This is a genomic window from Sphingomonas sp. 4RDLI-65 (assembly GCF_049472435.1).
GTDB lineage: Bacteria > Pseudomonadota > Alphaproteobacteria > Sphingomonadales > Sphingomonadaceae > Sphingomonas.
Genome location: NZ_JBCEBT010000006.1, coordinates 1 through 24,040, shown reverse-complemented (window position 1 = coordinate 24,040; position 24,040 = coordinate 1). Strand labels below are relative to the sequence as shown.

Here is a 24,040-nt window from a genome sequence, read left to right as displayed (position 1 = left end):
GGTTGGACTGATGGGGGTGCCGGTGTTGTGGAGTGCGAGTGGCGGCCTAGCCGCGCTTGCCATCGTCGCGGGGTTCGGTGAGCGTCGCAGGCGAAGGCGGCGCGATCCGGATTTGGTCGGGTGGGTCGACTGGCCGACGGTGCAGATGCTGGCGCTGATCGCCCTCGCCGTCACCGTAGGTCTCGCATTCAAGACCTGAACGGCCGGTCGTTCCTGAGATAGACGATCGTGTGCCATTTGTTGCGTGGCGTCGTGAAGACCGGGCGGTAGTCGCGCGCCAAGATTGCCTTCACGGCATGCAGGCTCCCGGGATTCCAGACCGACAGCCGCCGGTCCGAGGTGACGATCACCGGCGGGCGGCCGGCGAGGATGCGGCGCACTTCGCCGGCTTCGTCGATCCCGGTGGCGCCCTGCTCGGTCGCGTAGGCGAGCATGTTGGGGAAGGCGTAGGGCGTCGGCACGCAGGCGTGCGCGAGGTGATAGGTGATCGTGTCGCCGATGAAGACGTACGGGCATTCGCCGCCGCTGTTCGCCTCGACGATGCGGGCGACCTGATAGGCACCCTTCGAATCATTTCGATTGACCACGCGTTCGACGACCAGAATGACCACCGGCACGGCGATCGCCAGCGCCAGCATGCGGATCGACCGGCCGAGCGTCGGTGCGGCGAGGATCGCGAGCGGCGCGACCAGCGGCAGCGCATAATGATCGAAGAACGTCCCGATCGCGAAGAATCCAACCAGGGCCGAGCCCAGCCATGCATAGCCGACGACCATCGTCTCGGAGGCCACGCCGCCCCGTGCGCGTGCACGCCAGGTCAGGGCGGTCGCGATCAGCAGCGGCGACAGCTGTCCCGCGATCCCCAGCAGCCGCATGGCCAGCTGCCCCGCCGGATAGCCGCGCCGCAGCGTGATCGAGGCGAAATTGGCGAACCAGAACGCGTCGAACGCTGTCGGGCCCTTGGCAAGATACCAGCCGATCGCGGCGAGCGTCGGGGCAAGGCCCATCAGCGCCCAGATCGCCGCGGCGGGCACGAGCTTTGCCCAGGATCCGCCCGCGCGTCGGAAGAACCAGATATGCGCGACGCCGAAGAACGCGCCTTCGAACATCGGCGTGTATTTGAGCTGGATCGCGATGCCCGCGAGCAGGCATGCGCCGATACCGCTCACCACGATCGCGCCGGTGCGACCGGCCGCGGCCTTTGCGGGCAATCGCAGCGTCAGCAACCCGGCGGCCGCCATCAGCAGATTGTAGAACACCGGCGCCTGGCCGCCGCCGCCGCCGACCAGCGAGATGCCGAGGAGATAGGCCGCGCCTGCCGCAAGCGCACCGCGATCGTTCGCACCGATCGCCTTCGCCGCGCGCCCGATAACGAGTGCGGTCGCCCAGGCACAGGCGGTCGCCAGCAGCTGATAGGCGAGAATGCCGTTGCCGGGGAGCATGCGGATGCCTGCGAACAGCACGAACAGCCCAAGCGGCTTGCGGTCCCAGATGTCGATGAACGGCACCGCACCGCGCAGCATCAGGTCGCCGCCGAGCAGGTAATATTGCTCGTCGACCTTGATGACCGGATTGCCGAAATCCCAGGCGCGGATCGCCAGCGCGACCAGCAGCAGGATCAGCGCGGGCGCCCAGCGGTTACGCAAGGTCAATAGAAATTCCCGAGAGTCAGGGGGCGTGTCGTGCCGTCGCACAGGCCGAGCGCGACGACGCGGCCGGGCGCTCCGGCCGACCAGGATGCGATCGGGTTGGTCGGATAGTCCGCGGGGATCGGCGCGCCGTCGATCGCGCAGATCATGTCGCCGTCCTTCCAGCCGGATGCCTCGGCGGGGCCGCCGCGCATGACGTGGAGGACTTTCAGCCGGTCCTTTTCGACGCCCACCAGCAGCCCGCTGGTCGAGCGGAGCGGCGGGATGTCGGCCTTGGCACCGCGGCTGAGCACCATGCGGCGCGCACCGGGATCGAGCAGCACGCGGTAATTCTGGAGGAAGCCCGAGCCGATCCGGCCGGCGGTGCCGATCGACTGCGAGAAGCCGCCCGCGGGTTCGATGCGGACTTCGACCGAACGCGCGACCATCTCGCCGAGGCGGAGTTCGGGGGCGATCGCGAGACCGCTCACCGCCGGCCCTGCCAGCCCGAACGCGATCGCGGTCGTCGTGCGCAGGGTTTTCAGGCCCGCCGCCTGCCAGCCCGGGGCGGTCACGGTGATCGAGGATCCGTCGCCAGTATCGACCACGACCGGAGCCAGCCGCCGGCTACCGAGCGTGATCGCGCTTTCGTAGACGCTGCGTTCGGTCGAGACGCGCAAGGGGGCGGTCGCGCCCTTGAACGGCAGGCGGCCCGAGCGGAGCAGGCGGAAACGGTGCGCGGCGTAGTCGATGTCGAGCGCGTGACCGGCGAGCATGTCCGCGCCGACGAGCAGGTCGACCGCGTCGGCGCTGCCGGTGGCGATCGCGGGGAGGTCTGCGACCGTTACGCCGCCACCGGTCCGCGCGAGGCCGCCGAGCGCGATCGTGCGTGTCGGCATCCAGCCGAGTGCGACCGATCCGCCGATCGCGGTGGCGCTGCCGCCTGCGACCAGCTTGGTGGTATCGACGGCGGGGGAGGCCTTGGCGAGCAACGTGTAGCTGACGCCGGTGTCGAGGATCGCGGTCACGTCGCGGCCATCGAGCTGCATCGTGAACCGGACCTGGTTGCCGGGGGTGAGATCGAACGGCACCCAGCGCGCTTCGGCGTCGGTGGCGAGGTGGTAGGTGCCGCGGTCTCGGGCGGCGGGGGAGATGGCGGGTGTCGGCGCGGCGGGCTCGCGCGCGGAGACGATGAGGACCGCGAGTAGCGGGACGAGCGTGAGAAGAGCGCGGCGCATGTGGGGCCGTCCCTAGCGAGTCGGGAGCGGGGTACAAGCGGGGGCGGGTGCGCGCGCGTATCGAAGAAGGTACTTATCGCCTCGCCGCAAGGCCGTTGTCGAGTTCCAGCGACAGTCCGCACTACCCTGTTCTCCCGCGAAGGCGGGAGTCCAGTCTGGGTCCCCGCCTTCGCGGGGAAACATTCTTCTCTTGTTTGATGCGTCAAAGCAGATCGGGGATCCTCTCCCTGGCAGAGGAGGATCGTTGGGGATTTTGTGTGAGGACGGCAAAAGGGGGACGAGACTGTCGAAATCAACCGGGCAACTCTCCCGAGTATCGCGGCCGCGAAACACGCGCACTGCCCGAAAAATGCCCCACCCCGGCGAAGGCCGGGGGCCAATTGGAGGACGGCGATAACTGCGGACGGCGCTCCGTTACTGCTACCTCTCCACTTGGGCCCCGGCCTTCGCCGGGGTGGTGGCGGTCGGAAGAGATAGGCTCAGAGCAGGAGTGCTTCCCCTACAGGCACGCCTCAAGATACGCCTGGTCGAACCCGAACTGCTTGGCCTTCTCCAGCGTATACGGCCGCAACCCCATCGAGCGGTATTCGCCCAGGATCTTCCCGTCCGCCGACTCGTCCATGTATTCGAACTTGAACAGCTCTTGCGTGACGATCACCGGGCCCTCCATGCCGATCACCTCGGTGATGTTGGTGACCCGTCGCGAACCGTCGCGCAGGCGCTTCACTTGGATGATCAGCTCGACCGAGTCGGCGATCTGCCGCGAGATCGCTTCCTTCGGCACCTTGATGTCCGACATCATCACCATGTTCTCCATGCGGGCCAAGGCCTCGCGCGGGGAGTTGGCGTGGAGCGTGCACATCGAGCCGTCGTGCCCGGTGTTCATGGCCGCGAGCATGTCGAAACACTCGGAGCCACGAATTTCGCCCAGGATGATCCGGTCAGGCCGCATACGCAGCGCGTTCTTCACGAGATCGCGGATCGAGATCTCGCCCTGACCCTCCAGATTGGCGGGGCGCGTCTCGAGCGGCAGCCAGTGCGGCTGTTGCAGGCGAAGTTCGGCGGCGTCCTCGATCGTCAGCACGCGCTCGCCGGGGTCGATCATCTTCGACAGCGCATTGAGCATCGTCGTCTTGCCCGAGCCGGTACCGCCCGAGATCACCACGTTGAACCGCGACGCCCCTGCGATCTTCAGCGCGGTCGCCATCTTCGGCGACATCGATCCAAACCCCGCCATCATGTCGAGCGTGATCGGCTTGGCGGAAAACTTACGAATCGAGATCGCGGTGCCGCGCAGCGATAGCGGCGGGACGATCACGTTGACGCGACTGCCGTCCTTCAAGCGGGCATCGGCGAGCGGCGAAGTCTGGTCGACGCGACGCCCGACCGAGTTCACGATCCGCTGCGCGATCTGGAACAGATGCTCCTCGTCGCGGAACTGGATCGGCGCGAGTTCGAGCTTGCCCTTGCGCTCGACATAGGTCTGTTCGGGGCCGTTTACCATGATGTCGGTGATGTTCGGATCCGCCAGCAGCTCCTCCAACGGCCCCAGCCCGAGCAGTTCGTCGACCAGCACCTTTTCCAGCGCGAACTGTTCGCGGCGGTTGAGCGTCAGCTTCAGCTCGGCGAGCACTTCGCCGATGATCGGGCGGAATTCCTCGGCGAGTTCGTCCTTGCCGAGCGTCGCGGCCGCCTCCGGATCGACGCGTTCGAGCAGGCGCGGGAGGACCTGTTCCTTGATCTTGTGGATCGACTGTTCGAAACCCTCGACACGGCTGTTGCCGGCCTCGCCGCTTGCGTTCTGGCGGTCGGAGAGGCGCTGCATCGCGTCCATCTGCGTGCCGGGCATCGTGCCGGGGCCGAAGCCGTCGGATTCGCCGGGCATCGGCAGCGATTCGATCGGCGGGAATTGCGAGCCGCCCTCGGGCTCGGACCGCGGCGCGGGGCCACCGCCCTGCATGGGACGGGCGACGCCGAATGCGGGCCGGGCCGCTTGCCCCCCGCTCATGCCATTACGACGCCCGAATGCACTCATGCCCAAATCCCCGGATAAGTGCGTACCGGGTTAGGCGCGAAGGCTTGATAATTCGCTAACCAAACCGGAATGGTGGATGTCGTCTCATGAGTGCCTAGGGTTGATCGCGGTCAAGAACTCCCCGAAGGCTGGGGAATGATCCGCCTGCTGCTCCTTCTCGCGCTGACTTTCGGGTTGGCGAGCTCCGCGTCTGCCGACGACATCGCCGCCACCGGGCGCGGCGTGGTGCGCGTCGTGACGATCGCGGTGGTCGACGATCAGGTGGTCGGCTTCGGTCACGGCAGCGGCTTCGCGATCGCGCCCAACCGAATCGTCACCAACGCGCACGTCGTCGATCTCGCCGAGCGCTATCCCGACAATGTCGTCGTCGGGATCGTCCCGACGGAGGGTACCAAGTCGTACCAGGGCAAGGTGATCGCCTATGATTCGCAGCGCGACCTGGCGCTGATCGAGTTCACCGGCGCGCGCCTGCCGCCGAGCGCGCTGTATACTGGGCCGATGAGCGAGGGCGACGCAGTGGTGTCACTCGGCTTCCCTGGCAATGTCGACCTGGCGACCGCGCGGTCGGCGGCGGATTACATCCGGCCGATGACGCCGGTGCGGTCGGAGGGCGTGCTTTCGGGCCGCCGCGTGCTGAGCAATGTCGAGGTGCTGTTGCATACGGCGAGTATTGCGCGTGGTAATTCGGGTGGTCCTCTTCTCGATCGTTGCGGGCGGGTGATCGGGGTGAACTCGGCGATCACGCGCGGCGAAGAGGGTGACTCTACGTTCGGGTTCGCGATTGCGGATACGGAGCTCGCCGGCTTCCTGCGCGATGCGAAACAGCCTTATGCGTCGATCGGGACGGGGTGCACGTCGATCGAGGATCGCCTGCGGCAGGACGCCGACGCGGATGCGCGGGCGACCGCAGATGCGGCGTCGGCCAAGCGTGACGCCGCGACACAGGACGCGATGGCACGCGAGGTTGCGCTGGAGAAAGCGCGGACTGAGGCGTCGCGCAGCCGGGAGAACGTGATGGCGATCGCCGGGCTGCTGCTGGTGGCGGGGGCGCTGGTGATCGGGAGCGCGGGGTTGCTCGAATCGCGGGGCCAGCGGCGGCAGGCGGTGTGGGCGCTCGGCGTTGGCGGGCTGAGCGTGCTGGTCGCGATCGTCGTGTTCGTGTTGCGGCCCTCGGGTGAGGTCGACGTACCGCTGTCCGCATTGCCCAAGACACGGATCTCGACGCCCAATGCGGCGCTCGGCAAGCTGATGTGCACGCTCATCCCCGAGCGCAGCCGGATCACGATATCGTCCAGCGACGACGTGCCGATCGACTGGGGGGCGAAGGGCTGCGTCAACGGCAAGACGCAATATGTCGAGGCGAACGGTCGATGGGATCGCGTGCTGGTGCCCGACGCCGAGCAGACCGTATCCGTCCTGTCGTTCGATCCGGCGACGCGCGTCTATTCCAACACGCGCTATCTGCTGTCGGCGGCGGGGATGACCGCGGCGCGGACCGCGCGCGGTGTCGTGCCCAACGTCTGCAACATGGACGATGCTGCGCTGGCGCGGCTTGCCGGGCAGCAGGCGGCGGTGCGTGCGGTATTGCCGCCGCTGCCGAACGAGAAGCTCGTCTATTCCTGCAAATCGGCGCGCTGAGCTTCGGTCGCCAGTAGCGCCCGTTTACGATCGAGCCCGTAGGCATAGCCGCCGAGCGCGCCGCCGATCCGCTGCGCGCGGTGGCAGGGGATGACGATCGACACCGGGTTCTGGCCGCAGGCGGTGCCGGCCGCGCGGACTGCGGCTGGGCGGCCGGCGAGTGCGGCGAGTTCGCTGTAGGTACGGGTTTCGCCGATCGGGATGGTCCGCAAGGCTTGCCAGATCGCTTCCTGGAAGGCGGTGCCTCGGACGTCCAGCGGGAGGTCCTGGTCGCGCTCAGGGGATTCGACCGCCGCGACGACTTGCGCAGCTAGGTCCGCAAGCGCCGCGTCGCCGGGCTCGATCGTGGCGTTGGGGAAGCGGCGGTGGAGTTCGTCTGCGTCTTCGTCGAACGAGACGCGGCAGAGGCCCTTGTCGGTGGCGGCGACGAACAGTGCGCCGAGGCTCGTGTCGGCGGTGGTCCAGCGGATCGTGACGCCTTCACCACCGCGGGCCCAGGCGCTGGGGGCCATGCCGAGCCGTTTCGCATCCGCCTCGTAGAACCGGCTGGGGGCGGAATAGCCGGCGTCGTAGATCGCTTCGGTCACGGTCGAGTCCTCCGACAGGGCGTTTGCCGCGCGTCCGGTGCGCAAGGCGCGAGCGTAGGCGGCAGGGGTGACCCCGGTGGCGCGCTTGAACAGGCGGTGGAAATGGTGCGGCGCGTAGCCGACTCTGGCCGCAACCGCGTCGAGCGAGAGGCGGTCTTCGGCGGCTTCGAGCAGCGCGACGGCCGCGGCGACGGCGATGCGGTCACGGCCGACTTCGTCGGGCGTGCAGCGCAGGCACGCGCGGAAGCCGGCGGCGCGCGCGCTGGCTGGGTCGGGGTGGAAGGTGACGTTCTCGCGCTTGGGGTGGCGCGCGGGGCAGCTTGGCTTGCAGTAGATGCCGGTGGTTTTCACGCCGACGACGAACCGGCCGTCCCATGCGCGTTCGCGGGCCTCGAACGCGGTCCAGGCGGTGTCGTCGTCGAGGGGAGGGGCGGTGGTCATCGCGTGGTTATAGGCGCTGTCGCCGCGCGTGCATCCCGTGGCTTGCGGTCAAAGCGGAGCCAATCGCCGACCCGGCCGTTCTCTTGCGCATACCCCATAACGAAAGATGTCTCATGGCCTCCGACACGCCCGTCTGGTTCATTTCCGGCTGCTCGACCGGGTTCGGTCGCGAACTCGCCAAGCTCGTCCTCGCGCGCGGTTGGCGTGCCGTTGTCACCGCGCGGGATGCGGACCGCGTCGCCGATCTCGCGGAGGGCGTCGAGGATCGTGCGCTGGCGGTGTCGCTCGACGTGACCGACCAGTCGCAGATCGACGATGCGGTCGCGCAGGCCAAGGCCAAGTTCGGGCGGATCGAGGTGCTCGTGAACAATGCGGGCTATGGTTATCAGGCGTCGGTCGAGGAGGGCGTCGAGTCCGAGATCCGCGCGCAGTTCGATGCGAACGTGTTCGGGTTGTTTGCACTGACCCGCGCCGTGCTGCCGATCATGCGCGCGCAGAAGAGCGGGCATGTAATCAACATCACCTCGGTCGCTGGTCAGGTCGGGTTCCCCGGCTCGGGTTATTATGCCGCGTCGAAGCATGCGGTCGAGGGTTGGTCCGATGCGTTGCTCGCCGAGGTCAAGCCGCTTGGGATCGATGTGACCTGCGTCGAGCCGGGGCCGTTCCGGACGGATTGGGCTGGGCGTTCGTTGAAGCAGACGCCGGTGAAGATCGCGGACTATGCGGAGACGGCGGGCAAGCGGCTCGATGGTACGCGTGAGGTGAGCGGGACACAGGCCGGCGATCCGGTGCGGGCGGGCGAGGCGATGATCGCGCTGACCGAGAACGCGAACCCGCCGCGGCATTTGGTTCTGGGCGCCTGGGGGTATGATGCCGTGACGACGAAGCTGGCGGAGCGGTTGAAGGAGATCGAGGTACATAAGGCGGACAGCCTTGGTGCCGATTTTCCGGGGGAGTAATCTCGGAGGCGCTACGCATTGTTTCCCCGCGAAGGCGGGGACCCAGACTGGGCTCCCGCCTTCGCGGGAGAACAAGGCGGCGGGGGCTGCTTTCACGTTTGTAGCGCTAGCCTGCGCCGAGGCTTTCCGCCAGAGCGACCACCCCGGCGAAGGCCGGGGCCCAATTGGGGGACGTCGCTAACGGAGCGCATCCCTCAATTATTGCCACCTTGCCAATTGGGCCCCGGCCTTCGCCGGGGTGGCGCGAAACTGGAAGGGAGCGATCAGCCGCCGTTGGCGCGGAACAACTCCAGCGTCCGCGCCTTCGCCAGATCCGCGCTCGGCTCGTGATAATCCTTCCGCCGGTCCGAATTGAACCCGTGGCCCGCTTCGTAAACATACACCGTCGCGTTCGGCCAATCCTTCGCGATGACCTGCTCGACGCCCTCCATCGGGATACCGTGGTCGTGGCGACCGAAGTGCAAGATCACCGGCACCTTCGGCTCCTCGTCCGCCGCGGCGGGGATCGTGCTGCCGTAATAACCGCTTGCCGCCGCAACGCCGGTGAGCTTGGTCGAGGCGAACCACGCGACCGAGCCGCCATAGCAATAGCCGACCACGAACACCGGCCCGGCGGGGGCGAGCGTGTCGACGCAGGTCTGGACGTCCTTCAGCGACAGCTCGAACGGGTGAAGCTGGCGTGCGAGCTCGACCCCGCGGGCGAGACCGTCACCCGAATAGTCCGCCTCGAAACCGGGATGCTCGCGATCGAACAGCGCTGGCGCTAGAACCTCGTAACCGTCGGCGGCATATTCGTCGCAGAGATCGCGGATGTGGTCGGTCACGCCGAAGATCTCCTGCACCAGCACGAGGCCACCGCGGCGTTCGCCGGTCGGCTGCGCGTGATAGACCGCGACGCTCGCGCCGTCGGACATCGTCATCGTTTCCATCGTGCCGGTCATTCTTCAGTCCTCGTCGATTGGTCGTAAGGCCTGTCCAATACCGTCATTCCCGCGGAGGCGGGAACCCATAGTGGCAGGCCGTGCGGCGAAAGCGCTGGGTCCGGAGATATCGATCCCCGCCTTCGCGAGGATGACATAGGAAGGGTGGCCGCCTCGACACGAATGACAAAACAGTCACAAACCCGTCCCCCCGACCCTCCCGCCGGGTTGCCAATCCGACAACCCGATGCTAACCGCGCCGCGTCCCAGGAGAGGTGCTTTCGCGCCCTCTCTTCCTTTGGGTCGGTTATTCGTTGCAGGCGAGGATAGAGGTTCCGTGGAGACATCCGGCGGTATTCAGGCGAGCTTAGGCGGGCGTTATGCGCTGGCCCTGTTCGAACTCGCGCGTGACGCGAAGACGATCGACGCGGTCGAGTCGAGCCTGGCGAATGTGCGCGACGCGCTCGCGCAGTCCGAGGACTTCCGCAATCTGACGGTCAGCCCAATGGTGTCGCGTGGCGCCGCGGTGAAGGCGGTCTCCGCGGTCGCCGACGAACTCGGTGTCGACGCGACCACCAAGAGCTTTCTTGGCGTGCTCGCCGAGAACCACCGGCTGGGCGCACTGCCGAAGATCATCAAGGCTTTCCGCGCACTTGCCGCGCAGCATCGCGGCGAGATCGCGGCCGAGGTGACGTCTGCGCATCCGCTGACCGACGAGCAGGTGATCGAGCTGAAGCATCAGCTCCGCCAGCGGGTCGGCCGTGAAGTTTCCGTCGACCTCAGCGTCGACCCATCGTTGCTGGGTGGACTCGTCGTCCGCGTCGGCAGCCAGATGATCGATTCGTCGATCAAGACGCGTCTCAACACTCTCGCGCACGCGATGAAGGGCTAAGCTAATGGATATCCGCGCCGCAGAAATCTCGAAGATCATCAAGGATCAGATCGCCAATTTCGGCACCGAGGCCCAGGTCAGCGAGACCGGCCAGGTGCTGAGCGTCGGCGACGGCATCGCGCGCATCTTCGGCCTCGACAACGTCCAGGCCGGCGAGATGGTCGAATTCTCGAACGGCGTGCAGGGCATGGCGCTCAACCTCGAGGCCGATAATGTCGGCGTCGTGATCTTCGGGAGCGATTCCGAGATCAAGGAAGGCGACATCGTCAAGCGCACCGGCACGATCGTCGACGTGCCGATCGGCAAGGAGCTGCTCGGCCGCGTGGTCGATGGCCTCGGCAACCCGATCGACGGCAAGGGCCCGATCCACACGACCGAGCGCAGCCGCGTCGAAGTGAAGGCACCGGGCATCATCCCGCGCCAGTCGGTCAGCGAGCCGGTGCAGACGGGCCTGAAGGCGATCGACGCACTCGTCCCCGTCGGCCGTGGCCAGCGCGAGCTGATCATCGGCGATCGCCAAACCGGCAAGTCCGCCGTCGCGATCGACGCGTTCATCAACCAGAAGATCGCCAATGCCGGCGACGACGAGTCGAAGAAGCTGTATTGCGTGTATGTCGCGATCGGCCAGAAGCGCTCGACCGTCGCACAGCTGGTCAAGACGCTCGAAGAGAACGGCGCGATGGAATATACCATCGTCATCGCCGCGACCGCGTCGGACCCCGCACCGCTCCAGTATCTCGCACCCTACACCGGCGTCGCGATGGGCGAGTATTTCCGCGATCGCGGCATGCACGCGCTGATCTGCTACGACGATCTGTCGAAGCAGGCAGTCGCCTATCGCCAGATGTCGCTGCTGCTGCGTCGTCCTCCGGGCCGTGAAGCGTATCCGGGCGACGTGTTCTATCTGCACAGCCGCCTGCTCGAGCGTGCGGCGAAGATGTCGGACGCGAACGGCGGCGGCTCGCTGACCGCGCTGCCGATCATCGAGACGCAGGCGGGCGACGTTTCGGCGTACATCCCGACCAACGTGATCTCGATCACCGACGGCCAGATCTTCCTCGAGACCGACTTGTTCTTCTCGGGCGTGCGTCCGGCGATCAACGTCGGCCTGTCGGTGTCGCGCGTCGGTTCGGCGGCACAGACGAAGGCGATGAAGAAGGTGTCGGGCTCGATCAAGCTCGAGCTGGCGCAGTACCGCGAGATGGCGGCGTTCGCGCAGTTCGGGTCGGATCTCGATGCGTCGACGCAGAAGCTGCTCAACCGCGGTGCACGTTTGACCGAGCTGCTGAAGCAGGCGCAGTTCTCGCCGCTGCCGTTCGAGGAGCAGACCGTGTCGATCTTCGCCGGCACCAGCGGTTACCTCGACAAGGTGCCCGTCGCCGACGTGACCCGCTACGAGCAGGCGCTGCTGGCCGACATGCGTGCGAACCATGCCGACGTGCTGAAGCTGATCCGCGATACCCGCGACTTGGGTAACGAGGCGAAGGACAAGCTGAAGGCAGCGCTCGAAGCGTTCGCGAAGACTTTCGCTTAAGTAAACTCCCTCTCCCCTGCGGGGAGAGGGTCGGGGTGAGGGGTGGTACCGCGAGGTGCCGCCCTTGGCAGCCCCTCACCCCAACCCTCTCTCCGGAGGGGCGAGGGAGCAGGAAGAGACGATGGCATCACTTAAGGCCCTCAAGATCCGCATCGGCTCGGTGAAGTCGACGCAGAAGATCACCAAGGCGATGAAGATGGTCGCCGCTGCGAAGCTGCGCCGTGCGCAGGACGCGGCGGTTGCCGGGCGTCCGTATGCCGAGCGTTTGGAAGCGGTGATGGCGAGCCTCGCGGGGCGCGTCGGCATCGCACCGGGCGCCTCGCCGCTGCTCGCGGGTACCGGCAAGGACCAGGTCCACCTGATCGTCATCGCGACGTCGGAGCGTGGCCTCGCGGGCGCGTTCAACACCAACATCGTCCGTGCGGCACGTCGCAAGGCCGAGGAGCTGATCGCGGCTGGCAAGACCGTGAAGTTCTACGTCGCCGGCAAGAAGGGGCGCGTGATCAAGCGCTTCTTCCCGAACGACATCCTCGCCGACCACGAGATGAGCCAGATCAAGAAGCTCGCGTTCAGCGACGCGCAGGAGATCTCGGAAGACCTGATCAAGCGCTTCGGCGAGGGTCAGTTCGATGTCGCGCATCTGTTCTACGCGAAGTTCGTCTCGGCGCTGGTGCAGGTCCCGACCGGTATCCAGATCATTCCGATCCCGCTGTCGACGATCCCCGGCGCAGAGGCCAAGCCGAACGCTCCGGCCGAGGCCGTGGTCGAGTACGAGCCCGACGAGGAAGCGATCCTCGCCGATCTCCTGCCGCGCAACGTCGCGATCCAGATTTTCCGCGCGCTGCTCGAAAACGCCGCGTCGGAGCAGGGCTCGCGCATGAACGCGATGGACAACGCCACGCGCAATGCCGGCGACATGATCACGCGCCTCTCGATCCAGTATAACCGTACCCGCCAAGCCGCGATCACGACCGAGCTGGTCGAAATCATCTCGGGCGCCGAAGCGCTCAAGTAAGTCCAAGGAAGCAGACAATGGCAACCGCCCCAGAGACCCTCGGAACCACGCTCGCCCCCAAGGCCACCAATAACACCGGCCGCATCTCGCAGGTCATCGGTGCGGTCGTCGACGTGCATTTCCCCGACAATTTGCCCGCCATTCTGTCGGCGCTCGAAACCGATAACAACGGCAACCGGCTCGTCCTCGAGGTCGCGCAGCATCTCGGCGAGAACACCGTTCGCACGATCGCGATGGACGCCACCGAGGGTCTGACCCGCGGCCAGACCGTCACCGACACCGGCTCGCAGATCCGCGTGCCGGTCGGCCCGAAGACGCTCGGCCGCATCCTCAACGTCATCGGCGAGCCGATCGACGAGCGTGGCCCGGTCGGCGCAGAGACGACCGCCCCGATCCACGCCTCGGCGCCGCTGTTCGTCGACCAGTCGACCGAGAGCGCGATCCTGGTTACCGGCATCAAGGTCATCGATCTGCTCGCACCCTATGCGAAGGGCGGCAAGATCGGGCTTTTCGGGGGCGCAGGCGTCGGCAAGACCGTTCTGATCCAGGAGCTGATCAACAACATCGCCAAGGGCCATGGCGGCACCTCGGTGTTCGCGGGCGTCGGCGAGCGTACCCGCGAGGGTAACGATCTGTACCACGAGTTCCTCGACGCGGGCGTCATCGCCAAGGATGCCGACGGCAATCCGCAGTCTGAGGGCTCGAAGGTCGCGCTGGTATTTGGCCAGATGAACGAGCCGCCAGGCGCACGCGCGCGTGTCGCGCTGTCGGGCCTGACGATCGCCGAGTATTTCCGCGACGTCGAAGGCCAGGACGTGCTGTTCTTCGTCGACAACATCTTCCGCTTCACGCAGGCGGGCGCAGAGGTTTCGGCACTGCTCGGTCGTATCCCGTCGGCGGTGGGCTATCAGCCGACGCTGTCGACCGACATGGGCGCGCTGCAGGAGCGCATTACGTCGACCAACAAGGGGTCGATCACCTCGGTGCAGGCCGTGTACGTGCCGGCCGACGATCTCACCGATCCGGCACCGGCGACGTCGTTCGCGCATCTCGATGCGACGACCAACCTCAACCGCGCGATCTCGGAGCTGGGCATCTACCCGGCAGTCGATCCGCTCGATTCGACCTCGCGTCTGCTCGAGCCACGCGTCGTCGGCCAGGAGCATTACGATACGGCTCGCGCCGTCCAGTCGACGCTGCAGAAGTACAAGTCACTGCAGGACATCATCGCGATTCTTGGCATGGACGAGCTGTCGGAAGAAGATAAGCTCACCGTCCAGCGTGCGCGGAAGATCCAGAAGTTCCTGAGCCAGCCGTTCCACGTCGCCGAGGTCTTCACCGGCATCAGCGGCAAGTTCGTCCAGCTTGAGGACACGGTCCGCTCGTTCAAGGCGGTGGTCGAGGGCGAATACGACCACCTTCCCGAGGCGGCGTTCTACATGGTCGGCGGCATCGACGAAGCGGTCGCCAAGGCCGAGAAGATGGCTTCGGAAGCGTAACTTCTACTGCTCCCCCTCCCGCTAGCGGGAGGGGGCTGGGGGGTGGGCMCCCGCCCTCCACGTCGCGCGACGCTGTTAGCGCGAGCCCACCCCCGGCCCCTCCCGCATGCGGGAGGGGAGTGAGACCCAGACATGCTGCATTTCGAACTCGTCACGCCAGAAAAGCTCGTCCGCTCGGAGGAGGTCTACATGGTCGTCGTCCCCGGCACCGAAGGCGATTTCGGCGTCCTTGAAGGCCATGCGCCCTTCATGTCGACGGTCCGCGACGGCGGCGTTCAGGTATACCGCACGCAGAACGGCACCCCCGAGATCATCGCGATCAAGGGCGGGTTCGCCGAGGTCAACGCCAAGGGCCTGACCGTCCTCGCCGAACACGCTGGCGAGTAAGCGTACCTAACAAGATTGTTTCCCCGCGAAGGCGGGGATCCAGACTGGGCACCCGCCTTCGCGGGTGAACAAATTTTCTTCCTACTCTTCTGCTTCCACCCCGGCGAAGGCCGGGGCCCAGTTGGAACGGTCGAAGTAACGAAGCGCGGCGCCTGTCACCTGCGTCCCCCAATTGGGCCCCGGCCTCCGCCGGGGTGGTGGCACAGGCCGGTGTGGGAGCGCGCCCGCCGCTACAGGAAATTATACGGGTCGACGTCTACCGTCACTCGAACCTTCGACGGCCAGTCCAGCTTCCCCAACCATTCCCGGATGACATCCTGCACATCCAGCGCCCGCCGCGCATGGACGAGCAGCCGATACCGATGCCGCCCCCGCAACATCGCCAGCGGCGCGGGCGCAGGCCCATAGACGTGCATACCCTCGACCTCGGGCGCACTCCGCCCCACCAGCTTGGCGGTATCGTGCGCGCAACCCTGGTCCTCCGACGATACAACGATCGCGGCGTAACGCCCGAACGGCGGCGCCCCCGCATCCTTGCGCGCATCGGTCTCCGCGGCGTAGAATGCATCCGCATCGCCGGTGATCAGCGCCTGCATGACCTGAGCACGGGGACTGTGCGTCTGGATAAACACGTGGCCCGGCTTCTCGCCGCGCCCCGCACGCCCCGACACCTGCCGGATCTGCTGGAACGTGCGCTCCGCCGCGCGCAAGTCGCCGCCGTCTAGCCCGAGATCCGCATCGACCACGCCGACCAGAGTCAGGTTTGGGAAGTGATATCCCTTCGTCACCAGCTGCGTGCCGACGACGATGTCGATATCGCCCGCCTCCATCCGCCCAACGAACTCCGCCGCCTTGGCCGGCGACCAGATCGTGTCCGACGTCACCACGGCGGTCTTCGCCTCCGGAAACAGCGCGGTCACCTCGTCCGCGATCCGCTCCACCCCCGGCCCGCACGCGACGAGCGTATCCTCGCCCTTGCATTCCGGGCACACGCGCGGCGTCGGCTCCGCATGCCCGCAATGATGGCACGCCAGCCGCCGCGTGAGGCGATGCTCGACCATCCACGCCGTACAGTTCGGGCATTGGAACCGATGCCCGCACGTCCGGCATAATGTCAGCGGTGCATAGCCCCGCCGGTTGAGGAACAGCAACGACTGCTCGCGCCGCTCCAGCGTCGCCTGCATCGCCTTCACAAGCCGCGGTGCCAGCCAGCGGCCGCGTTCGGGCGGTTCCTTGATCAGGTCGATCGGCTCGATCGTCGGCATCTCCGCCGCGCCGAACCGCCCCGGCAGCTTCAACTCCGCATACCGCCCGGTCACGACCTGCTGGCGAGTCTCGATCGCTGGCGTCGCGGAGGCGAGGATCACCGGGCACCCCTCGAACTTGCCGCGCATCACCGCGACGTCGCGCGCGTGATAGTGCACGCCCTCTTCCTGCTTGAAGCTGGTCTCGTGCGCCTCGTCGACGACGATCAACCCGAGGTCGCGGTACGGCAGGAACAGCGCCGAGCGCGCGCCGACCGTCACCAATGCCTCGCCGCTCGCGATCGCCCGCCAAGCGCGCCGCCGCTGAGTCGAGCGCAGCCCTGAATGCCACGCGATAGGCTCGCACCCGAACCGGTCGTGGAAGCGCTTGAGGAACGGCTCGGTCAGCGCGATCTCGGGCAGCAACACCAAGGTCTGCCGCCCATCGCGGATCGCCTGCGCCACCGCCTCGAAATACACCTCGGTCTTGCCCGAGCCCGTAACGCCGTCGAGCAGCGTCGGGTGGAACGCGTGCTCCGCCACGCCAGCGACCAGGGCATCCGCCGCCGCGCGCTGGTCGTCGGACAGGACCGGCTCGTGATGCGAGGGATCGGGCACGGGGTAGGGGACGTCGATACTTACCTCGACCGCCTCGATTGCACCGACCTTCACCAGCCCGCGAATGACGGCGTCGCTCACCTCCGCCAGCGTCGCCAGTTCGCGGATCAGCCCCTGGCGATCACCGATCCGCTCCAGTGCCTGCTCCCGCTGCGGCGTCAGGCGAGGCGGCACGACTCCGGTCGACCTATACTCGATAGCCGTCCGCGCGCCCTCCAGTGCAGACGTCGAAGCCAGCGTCATCCGCAACACCGACGCCGCCGGCGCGAGGTAATAATCCGCCGTCCACTCGACCAGCCGCCGCAGCGGCGCCCCCAAAGGTGGCACGTCGGCGACCGCGAGCAGGTTGCGCAACCGGTTGTCGCCGACCTCCGCATCGGACGGCATCCGCTCCGCCTCCCACACCACGCCGAGCAGTTGCCGCGGCCCGAGCGGCGCGACGACGATCGAGCCCGGCCCAACCTCCATGCCGGCAGGCACGCGGTAGTCGAGCGGCCCGAGGGCGGCGTTGAGGATCAGGACACGGGCGCGGGACGACATCGTGTCCGTATATGGGGACAGATCGACTCCGCGTGAACCGTCTAAGCGGCGTTGCGGTTGTCGCTGCGGCGTCGTTCGCCGACCCGCGTGCGCTTGGCCTGGTACAAGATCGTGTCGGCGCGGTGGACGAAATCACGGATCGAATGGCAGTCGGGCTCAAGCGCGGCGAGCCCGACCGTCCCGGCGCTGACCATCGCCAGTCCGTTCAGTGCGATCGGGAAGCGGAGGGCGTCCTGCAGCCGGACACAGACCTGCTCCGCGACCGCGATCATCTCCGGATCCTCGATGATCAGGCCGAATTCGTCGCCCCCGAGACGGGCGGCAAAACTGTTCTTGAGCCATGGCGCCTGCAGCACGCGTCCGACGCCGCGCAACACGTCGTCGCCTGCAGTATGGCCAAGCGTGTCGTTGATCGCCTTGAAGCCGTCCAAATCGACCAGCGCGAGCAACAGCGGCGTGTCATTGGCATGCGATCGCGCCATCGCCGCTTCCAGCGCGCGATCGAACGCGGCGCGATTGGCGATTCCGGTCAGCGAATCGGTGTCGGCGGAGCGACGTAGCGTGGTTTCCAGCGCGTGGCGTTCGGTCACGTCCTGGAACACGCCGACCAGGCCGACCGGGGTCCCATCGACGGTTTCGCGTTCGCCCAGCACCCGGACGCGACGAGCCTCGCCCTGTACGGTGGTGAAGTCGACTTCGACGTCGAACGGCTCGCCGGTTGTGATCGCTCGGTCGAGTTTCCCCGCCAGTTCTTTGCGCGCGTGCGGCGGATAGAAGCCCATCGCGACGGGCATTTCCGGCATGTCGCCGACCGGCAGGCCGTAGATTCGATAGACGCCGTCGGACCATTCGACTTGTTCGTCGTCGAGCGCCACGCGCCACGATCCGATCGCGGCCATCCGTTCCGCCTGGCGAAAGATGCGATCCTGCCGTGCGAGCGCCGCCGCCTGGCGATCCGCGGTGGTGGCGATCGCGATCGCCTGGTGCGCGGCGGCGCGGGCGGCGATGGTGGTCTCGGCCAGCGTGGCGAGATGCATCAGCGCGCGGCGACCGGCGTCGTTCAGGCTGCGCGGTACCGAGTCGATCACGCATATCGAGCCGATCGCGTGGCGCTCGCCCCCGCTGTCGATCGCGTGGATCGGCGCTCCCGCATAGAAGCGCGCGCCGTCCGACGGCATGACCAGCGGGTTCAGCGCGAACCGCACGTCGTCGCCCAGATCCTCGATGACCAGCGGATCCTCGTTCTGGATCGTGTAGGCGCACATGCCGATATCGCGGCTGATCTCGCCGCGCTCGCCGCCGGCCGCAGCCTTGATCCACAGCCGTTCGCTGTCGACCAGCGTCAGCAACGCGGTGGGGCAATCCAGCATCTCCGCAGCCAGCGCGACCAGCGCGTCGAATTCACGTTCCGGCTCGCTGTCGAGCAGCGCCAGCGCGTGCAATGCCGCAACCCGCCGCGTTTCGTCCGCGAATACATCGGTCGTGAGGTCGGCTGGTGACATGGTTGTTCGATATAGGGGGTGCGTTAATTTTCTTTGCCGTTCGAACGCGCTACTGTCCACCCAATGGACAGGATCGATCCCCTGCCGCCGTCAATGCGGTGGGCCGAGCACCTTGCCCGCGATCGTCGGCGATCGGTGCATACGGTGCGCGCGTACCAGGCATCGGCCGAGCGACTGACGGCGTTTCTGGTCGGTCATTGGGGCGAGCGGGTCGATCGTACCACGCTCGCACGGGTCACGGCGGCGGACCTGCGGGCGTATCTGGCGCAGCGTCGCGATGCCGGGTTGGGCAATGCGTCGGCCGCGCGCGAACTGTCGGCGGTGCGCGGTTTCCTGTCCTGGGCGAACGCGGCGGCGGAGCAGCCACGGTTGCGCGGGCCCCGGGTGAAGACGGGCGTGCCGCGGCCGATCTCGCCTGCCGAGGTCATGGCGCTGGCCGAGGAGGTGGCGGACGATGCCGCCGAGCCCTGGATCGCGGCGCGCGACTGGGCGGTGCTGCTGCTGCTGTACGGGGCGGGGTTGCGGATCGGCGAGGCGCTGGCGCTGACGGGCGCGGTATTGCCGCTTGGCGAGACGATCCGGGTGATGGGCAAGCGGGCGAAGACACGCGTGGTGCCACTGCTGCCCCAGGTGCGGGAGGCGATCGAGGCGTATGCGGCGCAGACGCCCTGGCCGATCGCGCGCGCCGAGCCGTTGTTCCGCGGAGCCAAGGGGGGCCCGCTGTCGCCGGTGATGATCCGCCGCTCGGTCCGCATGGCGCGCGCGCGGCTGGGGCTGGGGGATCGCACGACGCCGCATGCGCTGCGCCACAGTTTCGCGACGCATCTGCTGGGGCGGGGGGCGGATCTGCGCGCGCTCCAAGAGTTGCTCGGACATGCGAGCCTGAGTTCGACGCAGGTCTATACGCAGGTCGATGCGGCGCACCTGATGGACGTGTACCGCAACGCCCATCCGCGGGCGTGAATTACCCCTTGGGCTTCCACGTGACGACGCGCCAGACATAGCCGACGATGATGACGACGAACGTCGCGACGGCGACTGGCCCGACATAGCGGTCGAGCTCTTCGAAATGCGAGCCGAGCAGGATGCCGGCATAGGTCAGCACGGTGTTCCAGATCGCGCTGCCCGCCGCGGTCCAGATCACGAACTGCCAGATCGGCATGCGCGTCATCCCCGCGGGTAGCGAGATGACGGTGCGGAAGGTCGGCATGAACCGGAACACGAAAATCACCCAGCCGCCGCGCTTCATGAAGAAGCGGTGGATCGTCTCGACGTCGGACCATTCCATCGTCAGCCAGCGGCCGTTGCGCTCGATGAACGGACGGAAGCGTTCGTAGCCGATGTTGCGGCCGATATAATACCAGAAGTAGTTGCCGACCACCGAGCCCGCAGTGCCCCAGGCGATCAGCGGCACGACGCTCATGTTGCCGCGCGCGACCGCCATGCCGCCGAGGCCCATGATGACTTCGGACGGTACCGGGGGCACGATATTCTCGAGTGCCATCAACAGGAAGATACCGAAATATCCGCCCCAGGCGATGAGATCGAGGATGAATTCGGTCATGCGCTTCTTCCCCTCCCGCATGCGGGAGGGGGCAGGGGGTGGGCGCGGGCTGTCCGCTGCTGCTGCGATTGGAATTGGCCGGGAGCCCACCCCCGGCCCCTCCCGCATGCGGGAGGGGAGTAGTTAGACACGCGCCGCGACCTTCGCCTCGATCGCTTCCCAGATCATCGCGGAAACATCGGTCCCATCGAACCGCTCGATCGCGACGATCCCGGTCGGCGAGGTCACGTTGATCTCGGTCAGCCACGTGCCCCCGATCACGTCGATCCCGACGAACAGCAACCCGCGCTTCTTGAGCTCAGGCCCGAGCACCGCGCAGATCTCGCGCTCCTTGTCGGTCAGCTCCGACTTCTCCGCCGAGCCACCAACCGCGAGGTTCGAGCGGATCTCGCCTTCGCCCGGCAGGCGATTGATCGCGCCTGCGACCTCGCCGTCGATCAGCACGATGCGCTTGTCGCCCTTCGCGACGTCGGGGAGGAACGCCTGGACCATGTGCGGCTCGCGCCAGGTCATGTTGAAGACCTCCATCAGCGCCGACAAATTGGCGCCGTCCGACTCGACCTTGAAGATCGCCTTGCCGCCATTGCCGTGCAGCGGCTTGATCACGATCGCGCCGTGCTCGGCGAGGAATTTGCGCGCTTCGTCGAGCGATCGCGTGACCAACGTCGGCGGCATGAACTGCGGATAGTCGAGCACGAACACCTTCTCGGGCGCGTTCCGGACCTGCGCGGGATCGTTCACGACGAGCGTCTTGTCCGCGATCCGCTCGAGCAGATGTGTCGCGGTGATATAGCCGAGGTCGAACGGGGGATCCTGGCGCATGAGCACGACATCGGCCTCGTCGCCGAGGTCGAGGTTGACGGGTTCGCCGACGCTGAAGTGATCGCCGACCACGCGTTGCACGGTGACCGGATGTACCTTCGCCCAGACCCGGCCGTCGCGGTAGTTCAAATCCTCGGCCGAGTAATGGAAGAGCGTGTGGCCACGGTCCTGCGCCGAGAGCATCAGCGCGAACGTCGAATCGCCGGCGATGTTGATGCTGTCGAGCGGGTCCATCTGGACGGCGACGGTGAGGCTCATTCTCGCATTCCTTCCATGCATCCCGATTTCCGTCACCGCAGCGGAAGCTGGGGTCTCCCAGTTACGGAGAGACCCCGGCGTCCGCTGGGGTGACGGGTTGGGATGGTTCGGATCGGGACTTAGGAAGGCGGGCGGGATTTGTCACCCACGCTCACCTGATCGCTACCCGATCCAGGCATTCTCGATATGCCGCGGGCGCGTGCCGGGGGCGAGCAGGATGACGTCGACGCGGATATCGTCGCCGGGTCCGGCATAGCGCGGCATCAGATATTCCGCCGCTGCCGCGACGCGGGCGAGGCGGGGTTCGTCGATCGCGAAGTCGAGTTCGGCGGCGGTCGCGCGGGTTTTTACCTCGACGAAGGCGATCAGGTTGCCTCTGCGCGCGACGATATCGACTTCGCCTGCCGGTGTGCGGACGCGGCGATCGAGGATGCTCCAGCCCTTGAGGCGCAACCACCATCCGGCCAGCCGCTCGCCGCGCCGACCTGCCGCCTCCGCGACCTTTCGGTCGTGCGTCTCCTTCCGCTTGCGGGAGGGGATAGGGGAGGGCGGGGGCGGCATGTCCGTGGCATGCCCTCCCCCGACCCCTCCCGCAAGCGGGAGGGGAGATCAGGGCTTCGGCTTCAATTCCAGCGCCCGTGCGTAGAGGGCCTTGCGGTCGAGGCCGAGTTTCTTCGCGACCTCGCTTGCGGCCTGCCCAGTCGACAGCCGCGTCAATGCTTCGGTCAGCGCCGCGTCGCCATCCTCCGCGCTAGCGGGCGGCGCTTCACCCGGCGGCGCGACGACGATCACGATCTCCCCGCGCGGCGGCGCATCCGCATAGCGGGCGGCGAGCGTCGACAGCGTCCCCGTCACCGCTTCCTCGAACTTCTTGCTGATCTCGCGAGTGACCGCCGCCTCGCGGTCGCCGAGCCCTTCCAGCAGAGCCGCCAGACACGCGCCGAGCCGCGGGCCCGATTCATACATTACGAGGGTCGCGCGGATCGTCGCGACTTCGGCGATCGCCTCCGCCCGCGCGTGCAGCTTCGACGGCAGGAAGCCCACGAACAGGAACCGGTCGGTCGGCAGCCCCGCCAGCGTCAGCGCCGCCACCGCCGCGCACGGCCCCGGGATCGTCACCACCAGATGCCCCGCGGCGCGCGCGTCGCGCACCAGCTTGAACCCGGGATCGGAAATCAGCGGCGTCCCCGCGTCCGACACCAAAGCCACCGCCTGCGTCGCCATGCGCGCGATCAGCGCCGGACGGACGCCTTCCGCGCTGTGATCGTGATACGGCACCATCGGCGTTTTCGTGCCGACATGGCGGAGCAGACCGGCGGTCACGCGGCTGTCCTCGACCGCGATCACGTCGGCCCTGCGGAGGATGTCGGCGGCGCGCGGCGACAGATCGCCAAGATTGCCGATCGGGGTCGCGACGATGTAGAGACCGGGATCGAGAAGAGTTTCAGGGTTCATGGGGACGGTCATGGCAGACGCGACGACGATAGGGCAATCGGCACGTACCATGCGACGAGGGGCCATCGGGCGCTGGGCGACGCTTGCCGCGGCGTGCCTGCTCGGCGCGTGCCAGACGATCGTCCCGCGTGGTCCCGTCGAGCCATCGCAGCAGCGCCCGACCACGCGTCCTGCCGATCGCCCCGAGATCGGCGTCGAGACCGGCATCCCGCGCGATGCCGAGCGTAACCGCGTCGCGCTGCTCGTGCCGCTGTCGGGCAGCAACGCCGGTGTCGGCACCTCGATCGCCAACGCGACGATGCTGGCACTGCTCGATACGCAGAACCAGCGCGTCCGGATCACCAATTACGACACCGCGACCGGTGCCGCCGCCGCCGCGCAGCGCGCGATCGCCGAGGGTGCGCAGCTGATCCTCGGGCCTCTGCTCGCCGACGATGTCCGCGCGGTCGCGCCGATCGCGCGCGCCGCGAACATTCCGGTGCTGAGCTTCTCCAACGATCTCGGCGTGGCGGGTAACGGTGCGTATCTGATGGGCTATGTCCCGACCCAGTCGGTCGCGCGGGTCGTCGATTTCGCGAAGGAGCGCGGCGTCACCAACTTCGCGGGACTGGTCCCGAACGGCCTGTACGGCGAACGCGCCTCGACCGCGTTCCTCCGCGCCGTCGAGGGTGCGGGCGGGCAGGTCGTCTCGCTCCAGACGTATGCGCGGGGCCCCGGTGGCGTTTCCGGCGCGGTCACGCGGCTTGCGGCGAAAGCGCCGTACGACGCGGTGCTGATCGCCGACAGCGGTTCGAACGCGGCGGCGGCGGCGGCGCTGGTCAAGCGTGGCGGCGGCGCATCGACGCGTATCCTCGGCACCGAATTGTGGAACTCGGAGCCCGGCATCGCCGCCAAGCCCGCGCTGGCCGGCGCATGGTATGCGAGCGTGTCGGACACGCTGTACCGCCAATACGCCGCCAAATACCGCGCGCGGTTCGGCACGGGGCCGTACCGCTTGTCGAGCCTCGGCTATGATTCGGTGCTGCTGACGGTCCGCATCGCCCGCGACTGGAAGCCCGGCACGCCGTTCCCGGTCAACCGCCTGCGCGACGGCGACGGCTTTGCCGGCATCGACGGCGCGTTCCGCTTCGGCAAGGACAACGTCGCCGAGCGCGCGCTGGAGGTGAAGGAAATCCGCAGCGGTACGACGACCGTGGTCTCGCCGGCGCCGGCCGGTTTCGGGAAGTAAGCGTGTTCACCTGCGAAGGCGGGTGCCCAGTCTGGG

21 protein-coding genes are annotated in these 24,040 nt (G+C 67.3%); 10 read left to right on the top strand and 11 right to left on the bottom strand.

The features are described from left to right. Positions 1–10 precede the first annotated feature (10 nt). Positions 11–199, top strand: a complete 189-nt coding sequence (locus tag VH567_RS13695) for a hypothetical protein (RefSeq protein WP_423326815.1) — start codon at positions 11–13, stop codon at positions 197–199. Here VH567_RS13695 and VH567_RS13690 read toward each other — a convergent pair. From VH567_RS13690 to VH567_RS13680, 3 genes are all read right to left on the bottom strand, one after another. Then, positions 189–1,646 carry a hypothetical protein gene (locus tag VH567_RS13690; protein WP_423326814.1) on the bottom strand — a complete coding sequence of 486 codons (1,458 nt, stop codon included), beginning with the start codon at positions 1,644–1,646 and terminating at the stop codon, positions 189–191. The two genes, VH567_RS13695 and VH567_RS13690, sit on opposite strands and share 11 nt — an antisense overlap. 2 nt (positions 1,647–1,648) lie before the next feature. Continuing rightward, positions 1,649–2,866, bottom strand: coding sequence for a hypothetical protein (locus VH567_RS13685; protein ID WP_423326813.1), 1,218 nt, complete (start codon positions 2,864–2,866; stop codon positions 1,649–1,651). Positions 2,867–3,365: 499 nt separating this feature from the next. Beyond that, positions 3,366–4,901: a CpaF family protein gene (locus tag VH567_RS13680; RefSeq protein ID WP_277983403.1), complete on the bottom strand. Its 1,536-nt coding sequence runs from the start codon at positions 4,899–4,901 to the stop codon at positions 3,366–3,368. Positions 4,902–5,036: 135 nt separating this feature from the next. Between VH567_RS13680 and VH567_RS13675 the strand changes: the two genes are divergently transcribed. Next, complete coding sequence (locus VH567_RS13675; RefSeq protein WP_423326812.1) at positions 5,037–6,539, top strand: S1C family serine protease; 1,503 nt, start codon at positions 5,037–5,039, stop codon at positions 6,537–6,539. Here the strand turns inward: VH567_RS13675 and ada are convergent. After that, positions 6,515–7,567 (bottom strand): bifunctional DNA-binding transcriptional regulator/O6-methylguanine-DNA methyltransferase Ada, encoded by a 1,053-nt coding sequence (gene ada, locus VH567_RS13670; RefSeq protein ID WP_423326811.1) that lies wholly within the window; start codon positions 7,565–7,567, stop codon positions 6,515–6,517. The genes VH567_RS13675 and ada overlap by 25 nt on opposite strands. A gap of 113 nt (positions 7,568–7,680) precedes the next feature. On the opposite strand from ada, the gene VH567_RS13665 reads away from it, so the two are divergent. Continuing rightward, complete coding sequence (locus tag VH567_RS13665) at positions 7,681–8,526, top strand: oxidoreductase (protein ID WP_423326810.1); 846 nt, start codon at positions 7,681–7,683, stop codon at positions 8,524–8,526. Positions 8,527–8,789: 263 nt separating this feature from the next. Here the strand turns inward: VH567_RS13665 and VH567_RS13660 are convergent, their stop codons facing one another. Then, the gene (locus tag VH567_RS13660) at positions 8,790–9,467 is read right to left on the bottom strand and encodes a dienelactone hydrolase family protein (RefSeq protein ID WP_423326809.1); all 678 of its coding nucleotides are present in this window, start codon (positions 9,465–9,467) and stop codon (positions 8,790–8,792) included. Positions 9,468–9,783: 316 nt separating this feature from the next. Between VH567_RS13660 and VH567_RS13655 the strand changes: the two genes are divergently transcribed. From VH567_RS13655 to VH567_RS13635, 5 genes are all read left to right on the top strand, one after another. Further along, the gene (locus tag VH567_RS13655) at positions 9,784–10,338 is read left to right on the top strand and encodes a F0F1 ATP synthase subunit delta (RefSeq protein ID WP_187505215.1); all 555 of its coding nucleotides are present in this window, start codon (positions 9,784–9,786) and stop codon (positions 10,336–10,338) included. Between the two features lie 4 nt (positions 10,339–10,342). After that, positions 10,343–11,872: a F0F1 ATP synthase subunit alpha gene (atpA, locus tag VH567_RS13650; RefSeq protein ID WP_055873607.1), complete on the top strand. Its 1,530-nt coding sequence runs from the start codon at positions 10,343–10,345 to the stop codon at positions 11,870–11,872. A gap of 121 nt (positions 11,873–11,993) precedes the next feature. Continuing rightward, the gene (locus VH567_RS13645) at positions 11,994–12,887 is read left to right on the top strand and encodes a F0F1 ATP synthase subunit gamma (RefSeq protein ID WP_333928625.1); all 894 of its coding nucleotides are present in this window, start codon (positions 11,994–11,996) and stop codon (positions 12,885–12,887) included. A 17-nt stretch (positions 12,888–12,904) separates the two neighbouring features. Further along, complete coding sequence (gene atpD / locus VH567_RS13640; RefSeq protein ID WP_056488474.1) at positions 12,905–14,386, top strand: F0F1 ATP synthase subunit beta; 1,482 nt, start codon at positions 12,905–12,907, stop codon at positions 14,384–14,386. 132 nt (positions 14,387–14,518) lie between these two features. Further along, positions 14,519–14,773 carry an ATP synthase F1 subunit epsilon gene (locus tag VH567_RS13635; RefSeq protein WP_093399766.1) on the top strand — a complete coding sequence of 85 codons (255 nt, stop codon included), beginning with the start codon at positions 14,519–14,521 and terminating at the stop codon, positions 14,771–14,773. Positions 14,774–15,003: 230 nt separating this feature from the next. On the opposite strand, the gene VH567_RS13630 is transcribed toward VH567_RS13635, so the two are convergent. Together VH567_RS13630 and VH567_RS13625 are read right to left on the bottom strand one after the other, a co-directional pair. Continuing rightward, positions 15,004–17,175, bottom strand: coding sequence for a primosomal protein N' (locus tag VH567_RS13630; RefSeq protein WP_423326808.1), 2,172 nt, complete (start codon positions 17,173–17,175; stop codon positions 15,004–15,006). A gap of 41 nt (positions 17,176–17,216) precedes the next feature. Next, a complete protein-coding gene (locus tag VH567_RS13625) occupies positions 17,217–18,677 on the bottom strand; it encodes a diguanylate cyclase domain-containing protein (RefSeq protein ID WP_423326807.1) in 1,461 nt (486 codons plus the stop codon). A 63-nt stretch (positions 18,678–18,740) separates the two neighbouring features. Here VH567_RS13625 and VH567_RS13620 point away from each other — a divergent pair, with 63 nt between their 5' ends. After that, positions 18,741–19,640 (top strand): tyrosine recombinase XerC, encoded by a 900-nt coding sequence (locus VH567_RS13620; protein ID WP_423326806.1) that lies wholly within the window; start codon positions 18,741–18,743, stop codon positions 19,638–19,640. Between the two features lies 1 nt (position 19,641). On the opposite strand, the gene VH567_RS13615 is transcribed toward VH567_RS13620, so the two are convergent. The 4 genes from VH567_RS13615 to rsmI all read right to left on the bottom strand — a co-directional run bounded on the left by VH567_RS13615 (position 19,642) and on the right by rsmI (position 22,776). Then, positions 19,642–20,241, bottom strand: coding sequence for a DedA family protein (locus tag VH567_RS13615; RefSeq protein ID WP_423326805.1), 600 nt, complete (start codon positions 20,239–20,241; stop codon positions 19,642–19,644). Between the two features lie 123 nt (positions 20,242–20,364). After that, entirely contained in the window at positions 20,365–21,321 is a 957-nt protein-coding gene (gene gshB, locus VH567_RS13610) for a glutathione synthase (RefSeq protein ID WP_423326804.1), read from the bottom strand. A gap of 162 nt (positions 21,322–21,483) precedes the next feature. Beyond that, the gene (locus tag VH567_RS13605; RefSeq protein ID WP_423326803.1) at positions 21,484–21,882 is read right to left on the bottom strand and encodes a YraN family protein; all 399 of its coding nucleotides are present in this window, start codon (positions 21,880–21,882) and stop codon (positions 21,484–21,486) included. Between the two features lie 48 nt (positions 21,883–21,930). Continuing rightward, on the bottom strand, positions 21,931–22,776 hold the full coding sequence (gene rsmI, locus VH567_RS13600; RefSeq protein WP_423326940.1) for a 16S rRNA (cytidine(1402)-2'-O)-methyltransferase: 846 nt from the start codon (positions 22,774–22,776) through the stop codon (positions 21,931–21,933). Between the two features lie 10 nt (positions 22,777–22,786). On the opposite strand from rsmI, the gene VH567_RS13595 reads away from it, so the two are divergent. After that, on the top strand, positions 22,787–24,004 hold the full coding sequence (locus tag VH567_RS13595) for a penicillin-binding protein activator (protein ID WP_423326802.1): 1,218 nt from the start codon (positions 22,787–22,789) through the stop codon (positions 24,002–24,004). The last annotated feature ends 36 nt before the right edge of the window (positions 24,005–24,040 follow it).

Excerpts from the sequence above, each read along its gene's own strand:
- VH567_RS13695 (WP_423326815.1), top strand. The coding sequence starts at position 11 with ATGGGGGTGCCGGTGTTGTGGAGTGCGAGTGGCGGCCTAGCCGCGCTT.
- VH567_RS13685 (WP_423326813.1), bottom strand. The coding sequence starts at position 2,866 with ATGCGCCGCGCTCTTCTCACGCTCGTCCCGCTACTCGCGGTCCTCATC.
- VH567_RS13680 (WP_277983403.1), bottom strand. The coding sequence starts at position 4,901 with ATGAGTGCATTCGGGCGTCGTAATGGCATGAGCGGGGGGCAAGCGGCC.
- VH567_RS13675 (WP_423326812.1), top strand. The coding sequence starts at position 5,037 with ATGATCCGCCTGCTGCTCCTTCTCGCGCTGACTTTCGGGTTGGCGAGC.
- ada (WP_423326811.1), bottom strand. The coding sequence starts at position 7,567 with ATGACCACCGCCCCTCCCCTCGACGACGACACCGCCTGGACCGCGTTC.
- VH567_RS13665 (WP_423326810.1), top strand. The coding sequence starts at position 7,681 with ATGGCCTCCGACACGCCCGTCTGGTTCATTTCCGGCTGCTCGACCGGG.
- VH567_RS13660 (WP_423326809.1), bottom strand. The coding sequence starts at position 9,467 with ATGACCGGCACGATGGAAACGATGACGATGTCCGACGGCGCGAGCGTC.
- atpA (WP_055873607.1), top strand. The coding sequence starts at position 10,343 with ATGGATATCCGCGCCGCAGAAATCTCGAAGATCATCAAGGATCAGATC.
- VH567_RS13645 (WP_333928625.1), top strand. The coding sequence starts at position 11,994 with ATGGCATCACTTAAGGCCCTCAAGATCCGCATCGGCTCGGTGAAGTCG.
- atpD (WP_056488474.1), top strand. The coding sequence starts at position 12,905 with ATGGCAACCGCCCCAGAGACCCTCGGAACCACGCTCGCCCCCAAGGCC.
- VH567_RS13635 (WP_093399766.1), top strand. The coding sequence starts at position 14,519 with ATGCTGCATTTCGAACTCGTCACGCCAGAAAAGCTCGTCCGCTCGGAG.
- VH567_RS13630 (WP_423326808.1), bottom strand. The coding sequence starts at position 17,175 with ATGTCGTCCCGCGCCCGTGTCCTGATCCTCAACGCCGCCCTCGGGCCG.
- VH567_RS13625 (WP_423326807.1), bottom strand. The coding sequence starts at position 18,677 with ATGTCACCAGCCGACCTCACGACCGATGTATTCGCGGACGAAACGCGG.
- VH567_RS13620 (WP_423326806.1), top strand. The coding sequence starts at position 18,741 with ATGGACAGGATCGATCCCCTGCCGCCGTCAATGCGGTGGGCCGAGCAC.
- VH567_RS13615 (WP_423326805.1), bottom strand. The coding sequence starts at position 20,241 with ATGACCGAATTCATCCTCGATCTCATCGCCTGGGGCGGATATTTCGGT.
- gshB (WP_423326804.1), bottom strand. The coding sequence starts at position 21,321 with ATGAGCCTCACCGTCGCCGTCCAGATGGACCCGCTCGACAGCATCAAC.
- VH567_RS13605 (WP_423326803.1), bottom strand. The coding sequence starts at position 21,882 with ATGCCGCCCCCGCCCTCCCCTATCCCCTCCCGCAAGCGGAAGGAGACG.
- rsmI (WP_423326940.1), bottom strand. The coding sequence starts at position 22,776 with ATGAACCCTGAAACTCTTCTCGATCCCGGTCTCTACATCGTCGCGACC.
- VH567_RS13595 (WP_423326802.1), top strand. The coding sequence starts at position 22,787 with ATGGCAGACGCGACGACGATAGGGCAATCGGCACGTACCATGCGACGA.